17 protein-coding genes and 3 pseudogenes are annotated in these 17,031 nt (G+C 64.5%); 10 read left to right on the top strand and 10 right to left on the bottom strand.

Features of this window, described 5'->3' with window-relative positions; genetic code table 11:
- The first annotated feature begins 52 nt into the window (after positions 1–52).
- Both ACNANG_RS00375 and ACNANG_RS00370 read left to right on the top strand, forming a co-directional pair.
- Positions 53–958 carry a manganese catalase family protein gene (locus tag ACNANG_RS00375; RefSeq protein ID WP_420225509.1) on the top strand — a complete coding sequence of 302 codons (906 nt, stop codon included), beginning with the start codon at positions 53–55 and terminating at the stop codon, positions 956–958.
- Positions 959–1,066: 108 nt separating this feature from the next.
- Positions 1,067–1,629: pseudogene (locus ACNANG_RS00370) on the top strand (DUF4142 domain-containing protein).
- Positions 1,630–1,749: 120 nt separating this feature from the next.
- On the opposite strand, the gene ACNANG_RS00365 reads toward ACNANG_RS00370, so the two are convergent.
- From ACNANG_RS00365 to ACNANG_RS00345, 5 genes are all read right to left on the bottom strand, one after another.
- Positions 1,750–2,184, bottom strand: a complete 435-nt coding sequence (locus ACNANG_RS00365; RefSeq protein ID WP_420225508.1) for an Hsp20/alpha crystallin family protein — start codon at positions 2,182–2,184, stop codon at positions 1,750–1,752.
- Positions 2,185–2,280: 96 nt separating this feature from the next.
- Entirely contained in the window at positions 2,281–2,724 is a 444-nt protein-coding gene (locus ACNANG_RS00360) for an Hsp20/alpha crystallin family protein (protein ID WP_420225507.1), read from the bottom strand.
- A 141-nt stretch (positions 2,725–2,865) separates the two neighbouring features.
- Entirely contained in the window at positions 2,866–3,396 is a 531-nt protein-coding gene (locus tag ACNANG_RS00355) for a DUF2244 domain-containing protein (protein ID WP_420225506.1), read from the bottom strand.
- 151 nt (positions 3,397–3,547) lie between these two features.
- Positions 3,548–4,012, bottom strand: a complete 465-nt coding sequence (locus tag ACNANG_RS00350; protein WP_420225505.1) for a DUF2269 family protein — start codon at positions 4,010–4,012, stop codon at positions 3,548–3,550.
- On the bottom strand, positions 4,000–5,346 hold the full coding sequence (locus ACNANG_RS00345) for an SDR family oxidoreductase (RefSeq protein ID WP_420225504.1): 1,347 nt from the start codon (positions 5,344–5,346) through the stop codon (positions 4,000–4,002). Before ACNANG_RS00345 ends, ACNANG_RS00350 begins: the two co-directional genes overlap by 13 nt.
- 341 nt (positions 5,347–5,687) lie before the next feature.
- Between ACNANG_RS00345 and ACNANG_RS00340 the strand changes: the two genes are divergently transcribed.
- The 4 genes and pseudogenes from ACNANG_RS00340 (at position 5,688) to ACNANG_RS00325 (ending at position 9,457) form a co-directional block, all read left to right on the top strand.
- A complete protein-coding gene (locus ACNANG_RS00340; protein ID WP_420225503.1) occupies positions 5,688–6,002 on the top strand; it encodes a hypothetical protein in 315 nt (104 codons plus the stop codon).
- Positions 5,974–6,948, top strand: coding sequence for a TIGR03885 family FMN-dependent LLM class oxidoreductase (locus ACNANG_RS00335; RefSeq protein WP_420225502.1), 975 nt, complete (start codon positions 5,974–5,976; stop codon positions 6,946–6,948). The genes ACNANG_RS00340 and ACNANG_RS00335 overlap by 29 nt, the downstream gene beginning before the upstream one ends.
- Positions 6,949–7,073: 125 nt before the next feature.
- A pseudogene (locus ACNANG_RS00330) lies at positions 7,074–7,436 on the top strand (PAS domain S-box protein); the annotation flags it as partial.
- Positions 7,358–9,457: a PAS domain-containing protein gene (locus tag ACNANG_RS00325; protein ID WP_420227671.1), complete on the top strand. Its 2,100-nt coding sequence runs from the start codon at positions 7,358–7,360 to the stop codon at positions 9,455–9,457. The pseudogene ACNANG_RS00330 and the gene ACNANG_RS00325, both read left to right, overlap by 79 nt.
- A gap of 29 nt (positions 9,458–9,486) precedes the next feature.
- Here ACNANG_RS00325 and ACNANG_RS00320 read toward each other — a convergent pair whose 3' ends face one another.
- Positions 9,487–9,711 carry a hypothetical protein gene (locus tag ACNANG_RS00320; protein ID WP_420225501.1) on the bottom strand — a complete coding sequence of 75 codons (225 nt, stop codon included), beginning with the start codon at positions 9,709–9,711 and terminating at the stop codon, positions 9,487–9,489.
- Positions 9,712–9,757: 46 nt separating this feature from the next.
- Positions 9,758–10,048: a KGG domain-containing protein gene (locus ACNANG_RS00315; protein ID WP_420225500.1), complete on the bottom strand. Its 291-nt coding sequence runs from the start codon at positions 10,046–10,048 to the stop codon at positions 9,758–9,760.
- Between the two features lie 268 nt (positions 10,049–10,316).
- Here ACNANG_RS00315 and ACNANG_RS00310 point away from each other — a divergent pair, with 268 nt between their 5' ends.
- On the top strand, positions 10,317–10,547 hold the full coding sequence (locus ACNANG_RS00310) for a hypothetical protein (protein ID WP_420225499.1): 231 nt from the start codon (positions 10,317–10,319) through the stop codon (positions 10,545–10,547).
- Between the two features lie 24 nt (positions 10,548–10,571).
- On the opposite strand, the gene ACNANG_RS00305 is transcribed toward ACNANG_RS00310, so the two are convergent.
- The gene (locus tag ACNANG_RS00305; RefSeq protein WP_420225498.1) at positions 10,572–10,853 is read right to left on the bottom strand and encodes a hypothetical protein; all 282 of its coding nucleotides are present in this window, start codon (positions 10,851–10,853) and stop codon (positions 10,572–10,574) included.
- A 254-nt stretch (positions 10,854–11,107) separates the two neighbouring features.
- On the opposite strand from ACNANG_RS00305, the gene ACNANG_RS00300 reads away from it, so the two are divergent.
- On the top strand, positions 11,108–11,950 hold the full coding sequence (locus ACNANG_RS00300; protein WP_420227670.1) for an SDR family oxidoreductase: 843 nt from the start codon (positions 11,108–11,110) through the stop codon (positions 11,948–11,950).
- On the opposite strand, the gene ACNANG_RS00295 is transcribed toward ACNANG_RS00300, so the two are convergent.
- Positions 11,940–12,701, bottom strand: a complete 762-nt coding sequence (locus ACNANG_RS00295) for an HAD family hydrolase (protein WP_420227669.1) — start codon at positions 12,699–12,701, stop codon at positions 11,940–11,942. The genes ACNANG_RS00300 and ACNANG_RS00295 overlap by 11 nt on opposite strands.
- Positions 12,702–12,833: 132 nt before the next feature.
- On the opposite strand from ACNANG_RS00295, the gene ACNANG_RS00290 reads away from it, so the two are divergent.
- Positions 12,834–13,316 carry a host attachment protein gene (locus tag ACNANG_RS00290; protein WP_420225497.1) on the top strand — a complete coding sequence of 161 codons (483 nt, stop codon included), beginning with the start codon at positions 12,834–12,836 and terminating at the stop codon, positions 13,314–13,316.
- Positions 13,317–13,387: 71 nt separating this feature from the next.
- On the opposite strand, the gene ACNANG_RS00285 is transcribed toward ACNANG_RS00290, so the two are convergent.
- Positions 13,388–15,241 carry an ABC transporter ATP-binding protein gene (locus ACNANG_RS00285; protein WP_420225496.1) on the bottom strand — a complete coding sequence of 618 codons (1,854 nt, stop codon included), beginning with the start codon at positions 15,239–15,241 and terminating at the stop codon, positions 13,388–13,390.
- Positions 15,242–15,626: 385 nt separating this feature from the next.
- On the opposite strand from ACNANG_RS00285, the pseudogene ACNANG_RS00280 reads away from it, so the two are divergent.
- Positions 15,627–16,960, top strand: a pseudogene (locus ACNANG_RS00280) (aspartate aminotransferase family protein).
- The last annotated feature ends 71 nt before the right edge of the window (positions 16,961–17,031 follow it).

Below are 17,031 nucleotides of genomic sequence, written 5' to 3'. Positions count from 1 at the left end.
AATGCCAGTTGCGAATTCATCGCTACCCAAACCCGCAACTCAAGGAGAAAGCATGTTCGCCCACAACAAGCGTCTGCAATATACCGTTCGCGTCTCGGGTACCAATCCCGGGCTGGCCAATCTTCTGCTCGAACAATTCGGCGGTCCGCAAGGTGAGCTGGCCGCGGCGTGTCGGTACTTCAACCAGTCCATCGCCGAGGACGATCCCGGCCGCAAGGACATGTTGATGGACATTGCCACCGAAGAACTCAGTCACCTGGAAGTGATCGGGAACCTGATCGCCATGTTGAACAAGGGCGCCAAGGGCAAGCTGGCGGAAGGCATCGACAAGGAGGCCGACCTGTATCGTTCGCTGCAAGGCGCGGGGAACGACTCGCACGTGACACAGGTGCTGTATGGCGGCGGCCCCGCCTATATCAACTCGGGCGGCCAGCTTTGGAACGCGGGCTACATCGATTCCATCGGTGACCCCTCGGCCGATCTGCGTTCGAACATTGCCGCGGAAGCCCGCGCCAAGATCGTGTATGAACGCCTGATCAACCTGACCGACGACCCAGGTGTCAAGGATGCATTGGGCTTTCTCATGACACGCGAGATCGCACACCAGTTGTCCTTCGAAAAAGCGCTGTATGCGATGGAACCCAATTATCCGCCGGGCAAGCTGCCGGGGGATCCTCGCTTCACGCGCACGTACTTCAACCTGTCGCAAGGCGAAGGCGATGCCAGCGGTCCCTGGAACAGTCCGGAAAACTTCAATGTCGTCTCCAACTGGGAAGACCAGGGCGGATTCGATGGCGGCGGCATATCCACCACGGAACTGACCGCAGATGAAGAAGCCGCCGTGACGGCCATGGCCTTGCGCACGCAGTCCGATCCGAACAGCAACCCGACAACGGGCGCCGAATTGGGCGCGTCGGCTACGGTCACCGGCACGGTCGACCCGCTGCTCAAGCCCTGACCGCGCCCGGATCCATGCGTGAAGCGTGGATCCGGATGCCAGCATCCGCGGCGCGGCAGGCCATACCTGTCCACGCGTCAATATCGATTTCCCCACCACAGGTGTTCCATGGTCATGACTTTTCCCCGTTTTCCGCGCGTCGTTCGTACGCTTGCCTCGGCTACCGCCGTGGGCGCCCTCATGTCGGCCTGCGCCATGCTTCCTTCGCAGATGGCCGTGCCCGCCAGCGCGTCGGGTGTGGACCTGGATGCGCTGTTCGTCAGCCGCGCCGCGCAAACCGACATGATGGAGCTGACCGCCAGCCGGATGGCACTGCAGCGCGCCACGCGTCCTGAAGTGCGCCAGTATGCGCAGAGCATGATCAGCGACCACGGCCGCACAAGCGCCGAACTGCAGCAAATCGCGTCCCAGATCGGCATGCCGGTGGATTCCCGTCCGACCGCGATGGACGAGAAAAGATGACGGCACTGTCGGCCGCACAAGGGGAGGCCTTCGACAAGGCCTATGTGAAGTTGGTGGGCGTGCAGGCGCACACGGAAGCCGTCACCCTGTTCAAGCAGGAAGCCTCGAAGGGATCTAACCCGGCGCTGCGATCGTTTGCGACGCGCACGCTGCCAGCACTGCAGCATCATCTTCAAATGGCCGAACAGCTGGAAAAGACGGTGAACTGACGTTCGCTCGCACAAGCCTGCATTGGCTGGCGGCAATCAAAAACGCCGCCCGGTTTCGCGCCGGGCGGCGTTTTTTCGTGTGCAGCGGGCGGGCAAGCCCGGCCCCCGCCAGCCCTCAGATCATGCGGTGCGCACTTCGATCTTGCGGGGCTTGGCGGCTTCCGAACGCGGAATGGTCAGGGTCAGCACACCGTCCTTGAGCTGGGCCGAGATCCTGGATGCATCCATCTCGCGGCTCAGGCTGAAGCTGCGCTGATACACGGGGTCGCGCAATTCGGTGTGCAGAATAGTGAAGCCTTCCGGCACGTCGATGCGGGCCTCGCCTTCGATGAACAGGCGATCGGACTCGGTGCGGATCTGCAGGCGGTCGGCGGACACGCCAGGCAAGTCGGCAATCAGCGTCACGCCATCGGGGGTTTCGTAAATATCCATGTGGGGCATCACCGTCGATCGGGGGCGCGACGGGGCTTGCACCTGGCTGGACTGGCGGTCAGCGCTGCTGACGTTGCGGCCCTGGCTGTTCTTGGCGACGGCAATATCGGTGGTCTGGGTCATGGTCATCTCCTGGAAACAAGGTCAGAAGAACAGGGGCGTGCGGCTCCCTGGATTAAGAGTTAGGTCCTTCAATATGGATGGATCGGATGTCGGCCGTCACTGCACCGGAATCAGGCGCGGCTTGGACGATTCACGCTTGCGCACCGTGATGCGCAGGCAACCGTCCACATAGCTTGCGTCGACCGCATCGGGGTCGGCGTCCTGCGGCAGTTCCACCACGCGGCGGAATGCGCCATGGCGGCGTTCCTGGGCATAGACGTTCAGGCCAGCCACATCACGGGGAATCGAAGTTTGGCGTTCGCCCGCAATGGTGAGCAGCCCTTTGTCGATCGTGACCTGCAGGCTGGCTGCATCCACACCTGGCACGAAGGCGACCAGTTCGACGGCATCGGGGGTGCTGCCGATGTTCAATGAAGGAAAGCCGCGGCTGTAGGCCCGGATGTCGGACGAGACACCAAGGCTGCGAAAGATGTCGTCCATTTGCGAACGGATTGCCTCGAAGTCAGAGGCGAAATCACGCGCGGAAGTCAGAGTGGCCATCGTCGTTCTCCTATAGAAAAGTTCACGGCGGACATCCTGGCTGCCTGGCCGCTGTGTGTTAAGCGGCGGTGCCGGTGACGTCGTCAGTGCAAATCTATTGGCTGGGCGATGGGTTTCAAGAGGGGCAAAAGCGCCTCGGAATCACGTCGTTGTAAGCGGATGTAACGTGGCTGCTGGTGTTCCATGAACGGCCTGTTGCCAGGGAAGGGCGCGCCGCAGTTCACGCTGTAGCGCCCCAAGCCGATGGCGCGGCACGAACTCGCCTATGCGCATGCGCGTCGCGCCCTGCCGCAGCCAAAGCGTGGCGCTTTGGGGGTTGGCGGTCCGTTCCAGATCGACATTGACCCAATTGCGGTTGAAGACCTGGCGGGTCATGTCACCGCCGCGTTCGGCTTCGACAACGGCACTGCCGTCATTCAGCAGGTACAGCGTCTCGCCATCGCGAGCATGACGCATGTAGCACAGCCCGGCCAGCGAGACGGCCAGTACGTCAACCAGGCAGAACAGGGTAATGACCCACAAGCCGTAGGCCAGTGCGGCCACGCCCAGAATGGCCAGCACGCCGTCCAGGCTCGCAATGCCCGCCAGGCATTGGCCGGGCGACACACAGCAATTGCGGCGCAGGGTCCAGCTGCGTTCGACACGGGCCTCGGACAAGGAGCTGGGCGGCATGGCAGACGGCTTCCGTTCAGAAGGGATCACTCGGAATGGGGCAGACAGGCACGGTCACTTTACCGTGGGCGGCGTGGCGAAGGAATGATGAGGCGCCGGAGACGGGATCCGAGAAGTGCATTGGAACAAGACTTCAGTCGAGTTGCATGGATTACGCGGGCTTCGCGACCATGAGCCAGAAGATCGCCAGGAAGCAGAACAGGGCGGGCACGCCCAGCGCCACCCACCACTTGAAGGCCTTCCAGTACGCGGCGGGCAGCGGCACGCTGGCTCGGTAGGCCAGTTGGGACAGGTCGCGCAGGCGCATCTGGATGCGTACGACGGGCAGCCAGCAGGCAATCGCAATGGCATACAGGACCAGCGATACCGCTACCCAGTGTGTCGACATCGGTATGCCCATGATGTGCAGCAGATAGAAGCCCGTGACCGGCTGCAGGATGGCCGTGGTCGCAGTGAAGATCCAGTCGGCAATCACCACGTAGCGGGTGACGACAGCGATCGCGCGCACGTCCCGGTGCAGCGTCACGAAGAACAGATAGAAGGCCGACCCCACCCCCGTCCCGAACAAAAAGGTGGACGACAGGATGTGCAGCCATTTGACGATCAGATAGTCCATCGGGTCGCGCCTTGGTGGGTGGGTGTGTCTTCAAGCTGGTAGAGCAGCAGCAGTGCCGCGAGCATGGGCAGGTTCTTGAGGATGGGACCGTAGGGGTGCAACCAGAACTCGGGCAGCCAGATCGTGATGGCCACCGTGTAGAACGCAATCAGCGCGAACTGCGCCAGCCACAAGGCCTGGCGCTTGCCGCCGCGCAACGTGAAGATCAGTACGCCAAGGACCAGGTCGAGCAACGCCGCGCCATAGAGCAGCACGCGGGCGAAGTCGCCATGGGCGCCCAGCCGCGCCAGCAGCGCAAGGCTTTCTGCTTCCGGGTACAGACCAAATGACACGATGCCCGTCCAGATCCAGACCAGCGCGATGGCGATGCGCAGGCAGGGCAGGGGCCAGTTCAGCGATGACCGGAGCCGAACCGCGGGCGCGTCCGGAAAGGCGATGAACCGGTCGGCGCCGCGCGGCGCGCGGCCCAGCAGGTGGGTGATGGGAGCAGGGTCGCCCACATTGCCGCGTTCCAGCATCTCGAGCGTATCGGCATCGAACAGGCTGCCCGGCCATCGTCCGGCCAGCTTCGCCACACCCTTCAGCAGGGACACCGGCAGGGGCAGGACGGGCGCGCCGGGAGTGAACTGCATCGCCCGTCGCAACGTGGCCAGATAGTCCCTGAGCGAGACGGCCTGGGGTCCGACCAACGGCACGACCTGCGAATCGGGTGGTCGTGACGAGGCTGGCCATTCGATCAACGCCACGATCGCATCGATCGCGTCGTCAAGGTAGACCGGCTGGATCTGCTGCCTGCCGCCGCCCGGCAGCGCCAGCACCGGCAGGCTGGCCAGTGCGTCGAACAGGCTGGCGCTGGCGCCGCCCGGGCCATAGACCAGGGAAGGTTGGACCACCACGCTGTCGATCGGCAGACGCATAAGGTAGGCGTCGGCGCTGCGCTTGCTCAGGTGGTAGGCGCTTCGGGCGCCGTCGTCCGCGCCCAGCGCGGAAACCTGGATCACGCGGCGGACACCGGCCAGCACGCACGCGTCGAACAGGGCGATGGGCGCATCGACATGCAGTGCACTGAAGGTTTGCGTCCCGCGTTCCCGCAGGATGCCGACGGTGTTCACGACCACGTCGACGTCCTGCAGCGCGGCGCGCCACGCTTGCGGCGGCGGACGGTCGGCAAAGTCGAGGGGAAAGGTGCGGACGCGGGCATCGGCCTGGCTGGCGGATGGGCCGGCGACCGTGGATCCGCGCCGCGGACAGACAAGCGTGTGGCCGCGGGCAAGTAGCGCGGCCGCAAGGGCGCTTCCAATGAAGCCATTGGCGCCGGTCAGAAGAATGTGCAAGCGCAGAACCCTCGGGAAATGCGGCGCTCGGTAGGAAGCGAACGCTCGGCGCGCTTGTTGCTGAGCAACCTTCATTCCCAACGGGAAGTTTCGATACATCGATCCATCAGGAGGCCACATGAATTTATCGACGAAGATCCGCCACGTCGTCCCACGTGGACCAATGCCTTGTGGGACGACGCCATTCTCGGCGCAGCGGCCAGCGTGCGTTCGGCGTCTGCCTGGGTCTGGCCAGCTGGCTGTTGCACCGGCGCTAGCGGCACGCCACTTGCTCGGCTTTGCCTGCCTGCCGTCTGCGCCGGGGGCGCAGGCGCGCAGCATCGCATAAGGATAGCCAGGCCATGTTTGAATCCAGAAACTCCATTGTGTCGGACGAGGATTTGCTTCGTCTGCTCGAATCGCTGACCCACAACGAAACTTCGGCGTTTGGACCCGTGGTGTTCGATCCCCGAAATCCCGTGCATCGCGAAGCCGTCAATCGCGGGCTGGCCGTGGCGCGCCCCTGGCCGCTCGTGCTCAAGCACGACAGCGAGCGGCAGTGTCTGCTGGTCAACGTCACGACCGGCTGGCAGTGGATGCGATCCCACCGGCCCCCCGCAACCACCCGACGCCAATGGAGCGCAGGCAATGAAGTTTGGCTATCACGCATCGCATGAACAATTCAGTCCACAGGACCTGCTGACGCACGCAGTACAGGCTGAAGCCGCCGGCTTCGACTGCGTCATGTCGTCCGACCACATCGCACCGTGGAGCCAGCGCCAGGGCCAGTCAGGTTTCGCCTGGGCCTGGCTGGGCGCAGCCATGCAGGCCACGACCTTGCCATTCGGCATGATCACCGTGCCGGGTGGATGGCGCTATCACCCCGCGATTACGGCACAGGCGGCGGCCACGCTGGCGTCCATGTTTCCATCGCGTTTCCAGTGGATGGCGCTGGGTAGTGGCCAGGCGTTGGGCGAGCACATTACCGGAGATCGCTGGCCTGCCAAGGCGGAACGCAATGCGCGACTCGAGGCCGCCGTCGGCATCATTCGCGAATTGTGGACAGGCGCAACAGTTAGCCGCGACGGTCCGATCCGGGTCGATGAAGCGACGCTCTACACCTTGCCCGACACGCCACCTCGACTGATGGGCGCGGCGCTGACGCCCGCCACCGCGCGCCGGGTGGGTGCCTGGGCCGACGGACTCATCACGGTCAACCAGCCGCTGGCCGACGTGGCGGCGATCGTGCAGGCCTTTCGGGAAGGCGGCGGCGAAGGCAAGCCGATGGCGCTGCAGGTGCATGTGTCCTACGCACCCACCGACGCCGTGGCGCGCGACCATGCCTTCGACCAATGGCGGTCCAATACGCTGGGAGCGGCGGCATCCGAGACGCTGCGCACGCCCGACGAATTCGATGCGGCCAGCCGTTACGTACGGCCCGAAGACCTGGACGACCACGTGCTGATTTCGGCCGACGTGGATCGCCACGCCGAGTGGCTGGCAGAGTACGCCGCGCTCGGCTTCGAGGAAATCCTGCTCCACAATGTCGGCCGTAATCAGCGCGAATTCATCGACGTGTTCGGCGAGCGGCTGCGGCCCGCGCTGGAACGGGCTGTCGCGTAGTTGGCTGCCCACCGACCCGGTCGGCGCCTCCACAGGAGGATGATCGGGAAGCAGGCTTGTGTGCTCTGCCGTGTGGGCATGCGGCTTGCGGGACAGCGACGACAGCCGTTGGAAGGACAGCGCCCATGGATGGAGGCAGCAAGACAGGACACCCGATTGGCGGATCGGCGGACGACCGCATTGCGCGAGCGGTCCTCAAGAGCGCGACCGACTTTGCGATCATTACGCAGGGGCTCGACATGCGGGTGACGAGCTGGAACGACGGCGCGGTGGCACTGATGGGCTGGACCGAACACGAGATGCTCGGACAGACGACCGCCCGCATGTTTACCGCTGAAGACAATGCGCGCGGTGTGCCGGGCCAGGAGGCCGACCAGGCGCGCAAGACCGGACGGTCCGAAGACGAGCGCTGGCACTGCAAGGCAGATGGGTCCTTGTACTGGGGCTCGGGCATCATGATGCGCTTCGAAGACGAGTCGACGGGCGAGCACATCGGCTACCTCAAGATCCTGCGCGACCACACCGAACAGCACGACGTCGAAGCGCGCGCGCATGCGCGGGACGCCCAGTTCCGCGCCTTGGTCGAGAAGTCGCCGCAGATGACCTTTTTGCGACCGCCAGCGGCCAGTTCACCTACATCAATCCCTACTGGTACGACTACACCGGCCGCACCAATACTGGCGTGCCCGTCGACGACTGGATCGAGGCGGTGCATCCCGCCGATCGCGCCACGGTCATGGACACATGGCAGCGCGCGCTGGCAACAGGGCAGGGCTGCGAACTGGAACTGCGCTTTCTGCGGGCCTCCGATCACACATGGCGCTGGTTCAAGGCGCAGGCAGCGCCACTGTTCGATGATGACGGCGTGATCGAAAGCTGGCTGGTCATCGCGTTCGACATCGACCTGGTGGTTGCGGCCCGCAACGACCTGTCGCGCAGCCAGCGCCGCCTGGAAAGCGCGGTGGCGGAGCGCACGGCGGAACGGGACCGGCTGTGGCGTCTGTCGAATGACCTGATGTTCGTCATGAATTTCGATGGCGCGGTGCAATCGGTCAATCCGGCATGGACCCGGCAATTGGGCTGGGCCAGCGACGAACTGGTCGGGCGCGACATGCTGCGGCTGGCGCACCCGGACGACATCGGCGTGGCAGCGTCGGTGCTCGCGCGGCTGCGCAAGGGTTTTCCGGCACCGCGCTTCGTCTGCCGCTGCCGCCACAAGGACGGGACCTATCGGACCCTGGCCTGGACGGCGTTGCCGGGAGAGGGCGTCATTCACGGTCTCGGGCTGGACCTGACCGCCGAGACGCAGGCCCTGGCCGAATTGGAAGTCGCGCAGGACGCGCTGCGGCAGGCGCAGAAGATGGAAGCAGTCGGGCAGCTGACCGGAGGTATTGCCCATGATTTCAACAACCTGCTGGCCGGAATCCTGGGCGCGCTTGAGATCATCCAGCGGCAGAGTGCACGCGGGGTCAACGACATCGACCGGTACGTGCGCATGGCGATGGCCTCGGCCAATCGGGCGGCGGCATTGACGCATCGGCTGCTGGCGTTTTCGCGCCGGCAGCCGCTTGCCCCCAAGAGCCTGGATGCCAGCGCGCTGGTGCAGGGCCTGTCCGAACTGCTGCTCCGTACCCTGGGCGAGAACGTGCGGCTGGACCTGGCGACGTCGTCCGACCTTTGGCGCACCCGCTGCGATCCCCATCAGTTGGAAAACGCGATCCTGAATCTCGCGATCAACGCGCGGGACGCGATGCCGGAAGGGGGCACCGTCACCATCATCACCGAGAATCTGGACCTGCACGCCAACGACTACAGCTGGTATCCGGCGGTGCCCGCGGGCCGGTACGTATCTCTTACGGTGTCGGACACCGGCGTGGGTATGACCGCCGAGGTCGCCTCGAAGGCTTTCGAACCCTTCTTCACGACCAAGCCGTTCGGGCAGGGCACGGGGCTGGGCCTGTCGATGATCTACGGCTTTACACGGCAGTCGAATGGCTACATCAAGATATTCAGCGAACCGGGAAAGGGGACGTCGGTGCGGCTCTATCTGCCGCAGTGCGACGCCGATGATGACGAGCCGTCCGCCGATGCGCCCGTGACCGTCGAGCCGCGCGCCGCGGCCCCGGCCATCGTCCTGGTAGTCGAGGACAATCCCGAGGTGCGCGTGCTGGTGGTCGACGTGCTGACCGACATGGGTTTCAAGGTACTGCGAGCGGATGACGGCACGGCGGGCCTTGCACTGATCGAAGCGACGCCCAAGCTGGATCTGGTCGTGACCGATATCGGGCTGCCGGGCTTGAACGGCCGGCAGATGATCGACGCCGCCCGCACGCGTCGTCCGGATCTCAAGGCGCTGTTGATGACGGGCTATGCCGAAAGCGCGGTGGCTGCCAAGCAGGAGCTTGGACCCAACACCGAGCTCATCACCAAACCCTTTGCCATGCACGCATTGAGCAAGAAAGTCGTTGCCATGCTCGCGGCAACGGGCACGACCGAGGAGACCTCATGAGCCTCGGGGGCCGTCCGACTTCCATGCTCTCAGCAACTGCCGGACAGCATAAAGCAGTAGCGGTGGAGCTCGGGCGCGTCGAGGTCGGCACAGAGCAACACCAGGGACTGCGCGTCGTCTGGCACGTCGATGAAGGTGAACTGGGGATTCATGTTGTCGCCGGGAATCAGCGACTGGGGGCTCAAATTCTTGGCTAACGCATACCGATCGGGCATGGGTTCGCCGTCCATGAAGGAGAGGCTGGACAATTTCACGGTGGGGTCTCAAAGGGAGTCAGTCGGTCGCGTGGGTGAGGGCGTGTCATTCCTCGGCGTGTTCGGCCTCGTTCGACGATGCCATCTTCTGGTCTGGATCGCCGTTGGCAGTGGACGCAGAGGCGGACATGCCTCCTGCTGCCTTTTGCTGCTGCTGCTTGCGCGTGCGATGCCCGGCGGCGCCGGCGGCGCGCGCTTCTTCCACGCTGAACCGGTGGGCCTTCCCGAGGCGATGGGCAGTCTGCCCGCCCAGCGAAGCGATCTCGCGTTGCCGTTTCGCGTCCATTGCGGCGAAGCCCCGCGGCTTCGAAGGTTTTTGCGTTTTGTCGTCGGCCATGATTGCCCTGTCGAATACGGATGAACATGCAGTAATCAGAAATGCTCACGCTTTCTCGCAAGCTTCGTTCCGCGTTCGTCAGCGGCTGGCATCCGTGGCAAGCGCCCCTTCCGCTCGCTCAGCAGACGTAGTGCTTGCTGTTCAATACACCCAGGTGCGTGTGCGGCAAGGTCTTTGCTTGGAGAGAAGGCGTCATTCTCAATAGAAGGATTTTTGCCATGGCATTCGATGTCACTGCCCGACCCGACGAGGGGGTGTCAGCTTCCGCATGCACTTTCCCGATGGCCCTGGCGAGGCGCGGGTGACCGCCCAGGCTCTGCGGGAATACTTTGGCGCCGCGGGGTCACGCGATGGCTTGCTGGAAGCCTACCGGGCGAACTTTCGGGCGATTCATGCCGTCGCGCAGCAGAAAGCGGTGCGCAACGGCCACGTCGGCGTCACGGTGGAGACTTCCGACCTGAAGGACTGGGAGGTCCGAGGCGCCGCCGGAGTCGATTGACTCGGGCGGCGCCGGACGCCGTATTTACAGCGTACGGCCGGAAGACTTGATCAGGCCGCCGTCCTTCTCCTTCAGCACGCTGGGGGAATCGTCCTGCGGGCTGAACAGGTCGGGCGCGTCCTCGCGCGGGTCGGCCTCGGTCGATCCGTTGTATTGCGTGGCTTTTTCGCTGTCGGGCTGCTGCGAACCGGGCCGGCCGCCCGTCGTGCCTTTCGATTCCGGAAAGGCATCTTGCTGGTCGACCGACTCGGTCGGGTTGTCGTAGCTACGATGCGGGTTGTGCGGTGCGTTGGTTTCTTTGGTCATGCTGATGCTCCTGGTTGAAATGGGAACGATCCGCCTTTACTGACATGCTGCGCTCCAGTAAATAGGTCGTTTCGCCGCGCATCGGATGCGCGCTCTTGCTCGTCCGCTGCAAGTCGCGTACCCGGGGGAAGGCAGGAGGCAGTGTTGCGGGGGCGCCGGGAATACGGCTTGCAAGATGTCCCGGGCTTCCCTGGCACCTGCCAGGGCTTTGCTTCCTAGGAAGCTTTCCGCTTACGGAGTACCCCATGCCCGCCATGAGCACACAACCCGAACAACAGCAGAACCCGCCAGGTGTCGAAGCCGAATTGCGGCCGCAGGCGGACCATGGCGAAAGCAGCTACCGCGGCAGTGGCAAGCTGGAGAACAAAGTCGCCGTCATCACCGGCGGAGACAGCGGCATCGGCCGGGCGGTGGCCATTGCCTTTGCGAGGGAAGGGGCCGACGTGTTGATCAGCTTCCTGGACGAAGAAGAAGATGCGCGAGAAACCCAGCGCTGGGTGGAAGAGGCGGGGCGCAAATGCGTGCTCGTTCCTGGCGATATCGCGGTCGCCGAACATTGCCGCGGCATCATCCGTCAAGCGGTGGAAGCTTTCGGGCGCATCGACATCCTCGTTAACAACGCGGCCTTCCAGATGTCGCACGAGTCGCTGGAAGAGATCCCTGACGACGAATGGGACTACACCTTCAAGACCAACATCACGGCCATGTTCCATCTGTGCAAGGCCGCCGTGCCGCACATGAAGTCTGGTTCCGCCATCATCAACACCACGTCGGTCAATTCGGACATGCCCAAGCCGACGCTGCTGGCCTACGCGGCCACCAAGGGCGCGATCGCGAACTTTACCGGCGGGTTGGCGCAGTTGCTTGCCGACAAGGGCATTCGCGTCAATTCCGTGGCGCCGGGGCCGATCTGGACACCGTTGATTCCGTCAACGATGCCGCCCGACCAGGTCAAAAGCTTCGGCTCCGAAGTCCCGTTGGGCCGGCCCGGGCAACCGCGCGAAGTTGCGCCGGTGTATGTGTTCCTTGCCTCGGACGAAGCAAGCTATGTCAGCGGCGCGCGGTATGCGGTCACGGGGGGCAAGCCTATTCTGTGATCGGCGCGGCCCGCGCTTCGGCCAGGGGCGCTCCAGCCAGCGGGCCGAAACCTGCCGGCCGCACGAACAGGTCGGCCACCTGCTGCAGACTGTCCAGGATCGCGAGGCACTTCTCCCGCATTTCATCGGTTGGCGTCAGCAGGTCGGGCACCATCACGACCGGCATGCCCGCTGCGTGCGCGGCCCGTACGCCGTTGTAGGAGTCTTCGAGCGCCAGGCAGCGTCCGGGCGTCTTGCGCAGGCGCCGCGCGGCCTCCAGAAAGAGGTCGGGCCGAGGCTTGCCCGCCGCCACATCGTCCCGCGTCACGACGTGATCGAAGCGTTTGAGGATCCCGGCCGCGGCCAGATGGTGCCTTGCCTTATCGCGGCCTGACGATGTCGCGACCGAGCGCGGAATGCTGCAACGGTCGAGCCCGTCGAGCAACGCTTCGACGCCCGGCCGCAAGGCAAGCTCGCCCGCGTCGATCTGCGTCGTCAGCTCCCGTGTGGCGATCGAAAAGAAGTCGTCGGCCGGGGCATCTTCGCCGTAGCGGTCGAGCAAGAGCTTGCGTGATCCATCGGCCGAGATCCCGATCAGCGAGGCGCAGAACGCATCCGTCATGGGCAGGCCGAGCACCTTGCCGGCCTGCATCAGCGCGCGCCGCGCGAGCGTTTCGGTATTGAGCAGTAGCCCGTCCATGTCGAACACGAAGGCATCGATCGCCAGGCCCGCGGACGACGCGGCCGCGAAAGGCGGATTGGGCAGGTACACGGTCAAAAACGTTCTCCAGGACAGTTGCAGGGGCCGGCGGTCGAGTGTCTCACGCAAACGGCGTGCCGTCCGGCGGCCGCCAGGCATGCGTGTTGCTCGGCATAGTGAGTACGTCTTTCAAGGAGAATGTCAATGAAAACCATCTGGGTGCTGGTTGCGGATGAAGCCATTGCACGAATCTTGCGCTGGCCTGACGAGGGCGAACAGCTTGAGCCGGTCGAAGAACTGACCGACCCCGACGCCCATGCCTCTGGAACGGACCTGCGGCGCGATGCCTACGGCAGGCGTTCGGGATCGGCGACGCATCAGGCCAGGCAAGATTCGCCTCACCGCTTGCAGGCCGTGTCCAGTGTCACATCGTCGGCGGGTGAAGCCGAACAGCATGTCGAAGCTGAACAATTCGCGACCCACGTGGCTGAACACCTTGCCAAAGCCTTGCAACAGAAACGGTTTGACGAGTTGCGGATCGCCGCCGCGCCCCGCTTTCTGGGCGCATTGCGCAAGGCGCTGTCGCCCCAGGTTGCAGGCCTGGTCACGACTGAACTCAACAAGGATCTGGTGCATGCTCGGAACGATGAGTTGACGCAGCGCTTCTTTGAGGAAAGGAAAAGCTGAGGGTCTGCTGGAAAGGGTAGGCCGGCACAGGCGCGCCGGCCCGCTCGCGGCGCGGTCGCTTGCGTAGTCAGTCAAGCCGCACGCGAACGGACTTCGTCTGCTTCGTTTACCGCACGCACGGAAGGCATGTCGTCCGCCACGAGTTCTTGCACGGGCGGGCAATCACCTTCAATCGTCTGCAACGCCCAAAGCTGGCTGAACATGCCGCCGGCATTGCGCAATTCGTCCAGGCTGCCATCTTCGATCACATGGCCGTCGGCCAGCACTACGATGCGATCGTAGCGCGACAGCGTGGACAGCCGGTGCGCGGCCGCCACGACCGTGCGGTCCTTCATGAGATCGATCAGTGCACTGTTGATCAGCGCTTCGGACTGGCTGTCGAGCGCCGACGTGGCCTCGTCCAGCAACAGGATGGGCGCGTTCTTGAGCAGCGCCCGCGCAATGCCGATACGTTGCCGTTGCCCGCCCGACAGCGACGCGCCGCGTTCCCCCACGACGGTCTTGTAGCCATGCTTGAGGGCGCTGATGAACTCGTCGCAATGGGTTTTCCTGGCGCAGGCAACGACTTCGTCCGTCGAGGCATCGGGCCGCCCATAGCGGATGTTTTCCAGCACGCTGCGACGGAACAGGCTGATGTCCTGCGGAACGACACCAATGGCCTGGCGCAGGCTGTCCCGCGACATGTCGTCGATCCGCTCGCCATCGATCAGGATGCAGCCGCCGCCCACGTCGTCCACCCGCTGCAGCAAGGACAGCAGGGTCGACTTGCCCGCGCCCGAAGGCCCGACGATGCCCACCTTCTGGCCCGCCGGGATCGTCAGGTTCAGATTGTTGAACACCTGCCGTCCGTCCGCATACGCGTAGTTCACGTTGCGCAATTCGATGGTGCCGCGGGCAATCGGCTTGTCGGACAGTTCGGGCAGGTCGGGTTGATCGTGCGGCTGGGCGACCACGTTCAGCATCTCGGCAATCACGCCGAATTGCTGCGCCGTGCCGACCAGCGCCAGCGCCAGGTCGCGCGAGCCGTGGAGAATGCGAAAGGCCAGCGCACTGATGACCACCACGTCGCCCGACGTCACACTGCCGGCCTGCCACGAGCGAAAGGCCCACGTCAGCATGGTGCCCGCCATCATCCACAGGCAAATGTCATGCAGCACGCGGGCCTTCTCCAGGTACATCCAGCTGCGCCGCTGCGCGCGCGCCTCGACGCCAAGTTCCTTTTGCAACCGTTCGGTCTCGCGGTGCCGGGCCGAGAAGGCCTGGACCACCCAGATGTTGGACACCGTATCCACGATCTCGCCGCCTACGCGCGAGGCCTGTTCACCGAATGCCTGGTGCAACACGCGCCCGCGGCTGCCGAAGGTGAAGATGACGCCCGCAACCACGGCGACAAAGCCGGTCAGCGCCGCCGCCATGCGCCAGTCGATCGTCAGCAACACGACGACCGCGCCCAGAAAGTCGACGCAGGGCGGCACGATATTCCAGGTCAGGGTGCCCAGGATCGTGCCCGAGGCCTGGGACGTCGACGTGATGCGGTTGCCCAGGGCGCCCGACAGATGCTGCCGGAAATACTTCATGGAATGCCCGGTCAGGTGCTTGAACAGGTCCACGCGCATGTCGACACACGACGCGATGATCGTGCGGCAGCCCAGCCAGCCGCTCAGCCGCCAAAGGATGCTCTCGACGCCGATCAGCGTCAGGAACAGGACCAGCGGTTGCCAGACGTCGGCAGCCTGGCGGTCGGTCGCCGACATGGCGTCGACGATCAGCTTCATGCCGTACTGGACAGCGACCGCGCACGATCCGGCGGCAACGACCAGGGCGGCCAGGGTCAGGAAGCTGCCGCGCCGCGCCTTCACGTAGTTCAAGAGAAACGCAGCAGGGGTCTGCGCAATGGGGACCTGCGCGATCATCGAGTCGGACATGGAAGATTCCTGGTGGCCTCAGGCGGCGTTGAAGTCGGCGAAGGCATGGCCGGTGGTCTCGAGCGCATCAAGCCCTCCACCTTCTGGTAGACGATGCGTCGAACCCCTGAAACCGGCGAACTCATGGCGCAACGCAATCGATGTTCCCGGCGGCGATACGTGTGCGGTGTATGTCGTGCGGCACGTTGCACCGCGTCACCTGCGCCTTGCTCTTGCGCGCCACGGTTGACCAGGCCTTGCAAGCTTTGAACGTGCCTGCTCATCCAGCCAGGCAAGTGAGCGGGTTGGAATCCCAGGAACGCCGTTCCGCCAGGCTGGACGGAGTTAGCATGGAGGCCGATGCCCGCCGCCCGGCTGCCCATTTATCTCCTACAAGACCCTAACAATGACCCACGTCTTCCATCGTCAACTGCGTCACCCCTTGCCCGAAGCCGTGTCCGCGCGTGGCCTGACCATTACGGACCGCGCCGGAAAGACTTACCTGGATGCCTCGGGGGCGCGGCAGTCTCCTGTCTTGGCCACGGTCATCCGGATGTGCTGGCCGCCATGCGCGAGCAAATGGATAGCCTTGACTACGCGCACACCAGCTTTTTCACGACCCGCGTGGCCGAAACGTTGGCGGACACGCTCATTGCCAGCGCGCCCGAAGGCATGTCGCAGGTGTACCTGGTCAGTGGCGGGTCGGAAGCCATGGAGGCGGCGCTGAAGATGGCGCGCCAGTACTTCGTCGAGATCGGCCAGCCGCATCGCCGCCACTTCATTGCGCGTCGGCAGAGCTATCACGGCAATACGCTGGGCGCGCTCGCGGTGGGCGGCAATGCGTGGCGGCGCGCCCAGTTTGCGCCCTTGCTGATGGACGTGACCCACGTCGCCCCGTGCTATGCCTACCGCGACCAGGGCGCCGATGAGACGTCCGAAGCCTATGGCCGGCGACTGGTGAACGAGCTGGAAGCCGAAATCCTCCGCCTTGGCGGAGACACCGTGATCGGCATTTGCGCCGAACCGGTGGTGGGCGCGACGCTTGGCGCGGTGCCGGCCGTGCCTGGCTACTTCAAGGGCGTGCGAGAACTCTGCGATCGTTACGGCATCCTGCTGATCGCGGACGAGGTAATGTGCGGCATGGGACGCACTGGGTCCTTGCATGCAATTGACCAGGAAGGGATCGTTCCGGATCTCATGGCGATCGCGAAGGGACTCGGCGGTGGTTACCAGCCGATTGGCGCCGTGCTGGTGCAAGCGAAGATCTACGATGCATTCATGCAGGGCTCCGGACAGTTCATGCATGGCCACACCTACCTTGGCCATCCGGTAGCTTGCGCAGCAGCCCTGGCGGTGCAGCGCGTCTTGCAGCGAGATGGACTGGTGGAGGCTTCACGCGTCAAAGGCGCGGGACTCGCGCAGCGCCTGCAGGCGGCCTTTGGCCATCATCCGCATGTGGGCGACGTGCGGGGCCGGGGGCTGTTCCAAGGCGTCGAATTCGTGCGGGACAAGGCCGGCAAGACGCCGTTCGCACCCGGCGCAAGGGTTCATGCGAGAGTGCGGGACGAGGCGCTGGCGCGCGGCCTGATGGTGTACGCGATGGGCGGCACGATCGACGGTCAGCAGGGCGACCATGTGCTGCTGGCGCCCCCGTTCACGGTACAGGACGCTGATATGGACGACATCGTGATGCGCCTGGCCGAAGCGGTGGACGCGGCCGTGACCGGCGCGGGCGTGTAGAAACGCCCGGTCTCGCAACGCGAGCCGGGCGCCTTTCATTGCCACCACCGACCCTGACTACAGTCAGCTTG

The organism is Pigmentiphaga litoralis (assembly GCF_048632615.1).
Taxonomy (GTDB): Bacteria; Pseudomonadota; Gammaproteobacteria; order Burkholderiales; family Burkholderiaceae_B; genus Pigmentiphaga; species Pigmentiphaga litoralis_B.
This window is presented reverse-complemented; position numbering and strand designations above follow the sequence as displayed.

What these genes read in the sequence shown, in the direction of transcription:
- ACNANG_RS00375 (WP_420225509.1), top strand. Translation starts at nt 53, where the DNA reads ATGTTCGCCCACAACAAGCGTCTGCAATATACCGTTCGCGTCTCGGGT.
- ACNANG_RS00365 (WP_420225508.1), bottom strand. Translation starts at nt 2,184, where the DNA reads ATGACCCAGACCACCGATATTGCCGTCGCCAAGAACAGCCAGGGCCGC.
- ACNANG_RS00360 (WP_420225507.1), bottom strand. Translation starts at nt 2,724, where the DNA reads ATGGCCACTCTGACTTCCGCGCGTGATTTCGCCTCTGACTTCGAGGCA.
- ACNANG_RS00355 (WP_420225506.1), bottom strand. Translation starts at nt 3,396, where the DNA reads ATGCCGCCCAGCTCCTTGTCCGAGGCCCGTGTCGAACGCAGCTGGACC.
- ACNANG_RS00350 (WP_420225505.1), bottom strand. Translation starts at nt 4,012, where the DNA reads ATGGACTATCTGATCGTCAAATGGCTGCACATCCTGTCGTCCACCTTT.
- ACNANG_RS00340 (WP_420225503.1), top strand. Translation starts at nt 5,688, where the DNA reads ATGTTTGAATCCAGAAACTCCATTGTGTCGGACGAGGATTTGCTTCGT.
- ACNANG_RS00335 (WP_420225502.1), top strand. Translation starts at nt 5,974, where the DNA reads ATGAAGTTTGGCTATCACGCATCGCATGAACAATTCAGTCCACAGGAC.
- ACNANG_RS00315 (WP_420225500.1), bottom strand. Translation starts at nt 10,048, where the DNA reads ATGGCCGACGACAAAACGCAAAAACCTTCGAAGCCGCGGGGCTTCGCC.
- ACNANG_RS00310 (WP_420225499.1), top strand. Translation starts at nt 10,317, where the DNA reads ATGCACTTTCCCGATGGCCCTGGCGAGGCGCGGGTGACCGCCCAGGCT.
- ACNANG_RS00305 (WP_420225498.1), bottom strand. Translation starts at nt 10,853, where the DNA reads ATGACCAAAGAAACCAACGCACCGCACAACCCGCATCGTAGCTACGAC.
- ACNANG_RS00300 (WP_420227670.1), top strand. Translation starts at nt 11,108, where the DNA reads ATGAGCACACAACCCGAACAACAGCAGAACCCGCCAGGTGTCGAAGCC.
- ACNANG_RS00290 (WP_420225497.1), top strand. Translation starts at nt 12,834, where the DNA reads ATGAAAACCATCTGGGTGCTGGTTGCGGATGAAGCCATTGCACGAATC.
- ACNANG_RS00285 (WP_420225496.1), bottom strand. Translation starts at nt 15,241, where the DNA reads ATGTCCGACTCGATGATCGCGCAGGTCCCCATTGCGCAGACCCCTGCT.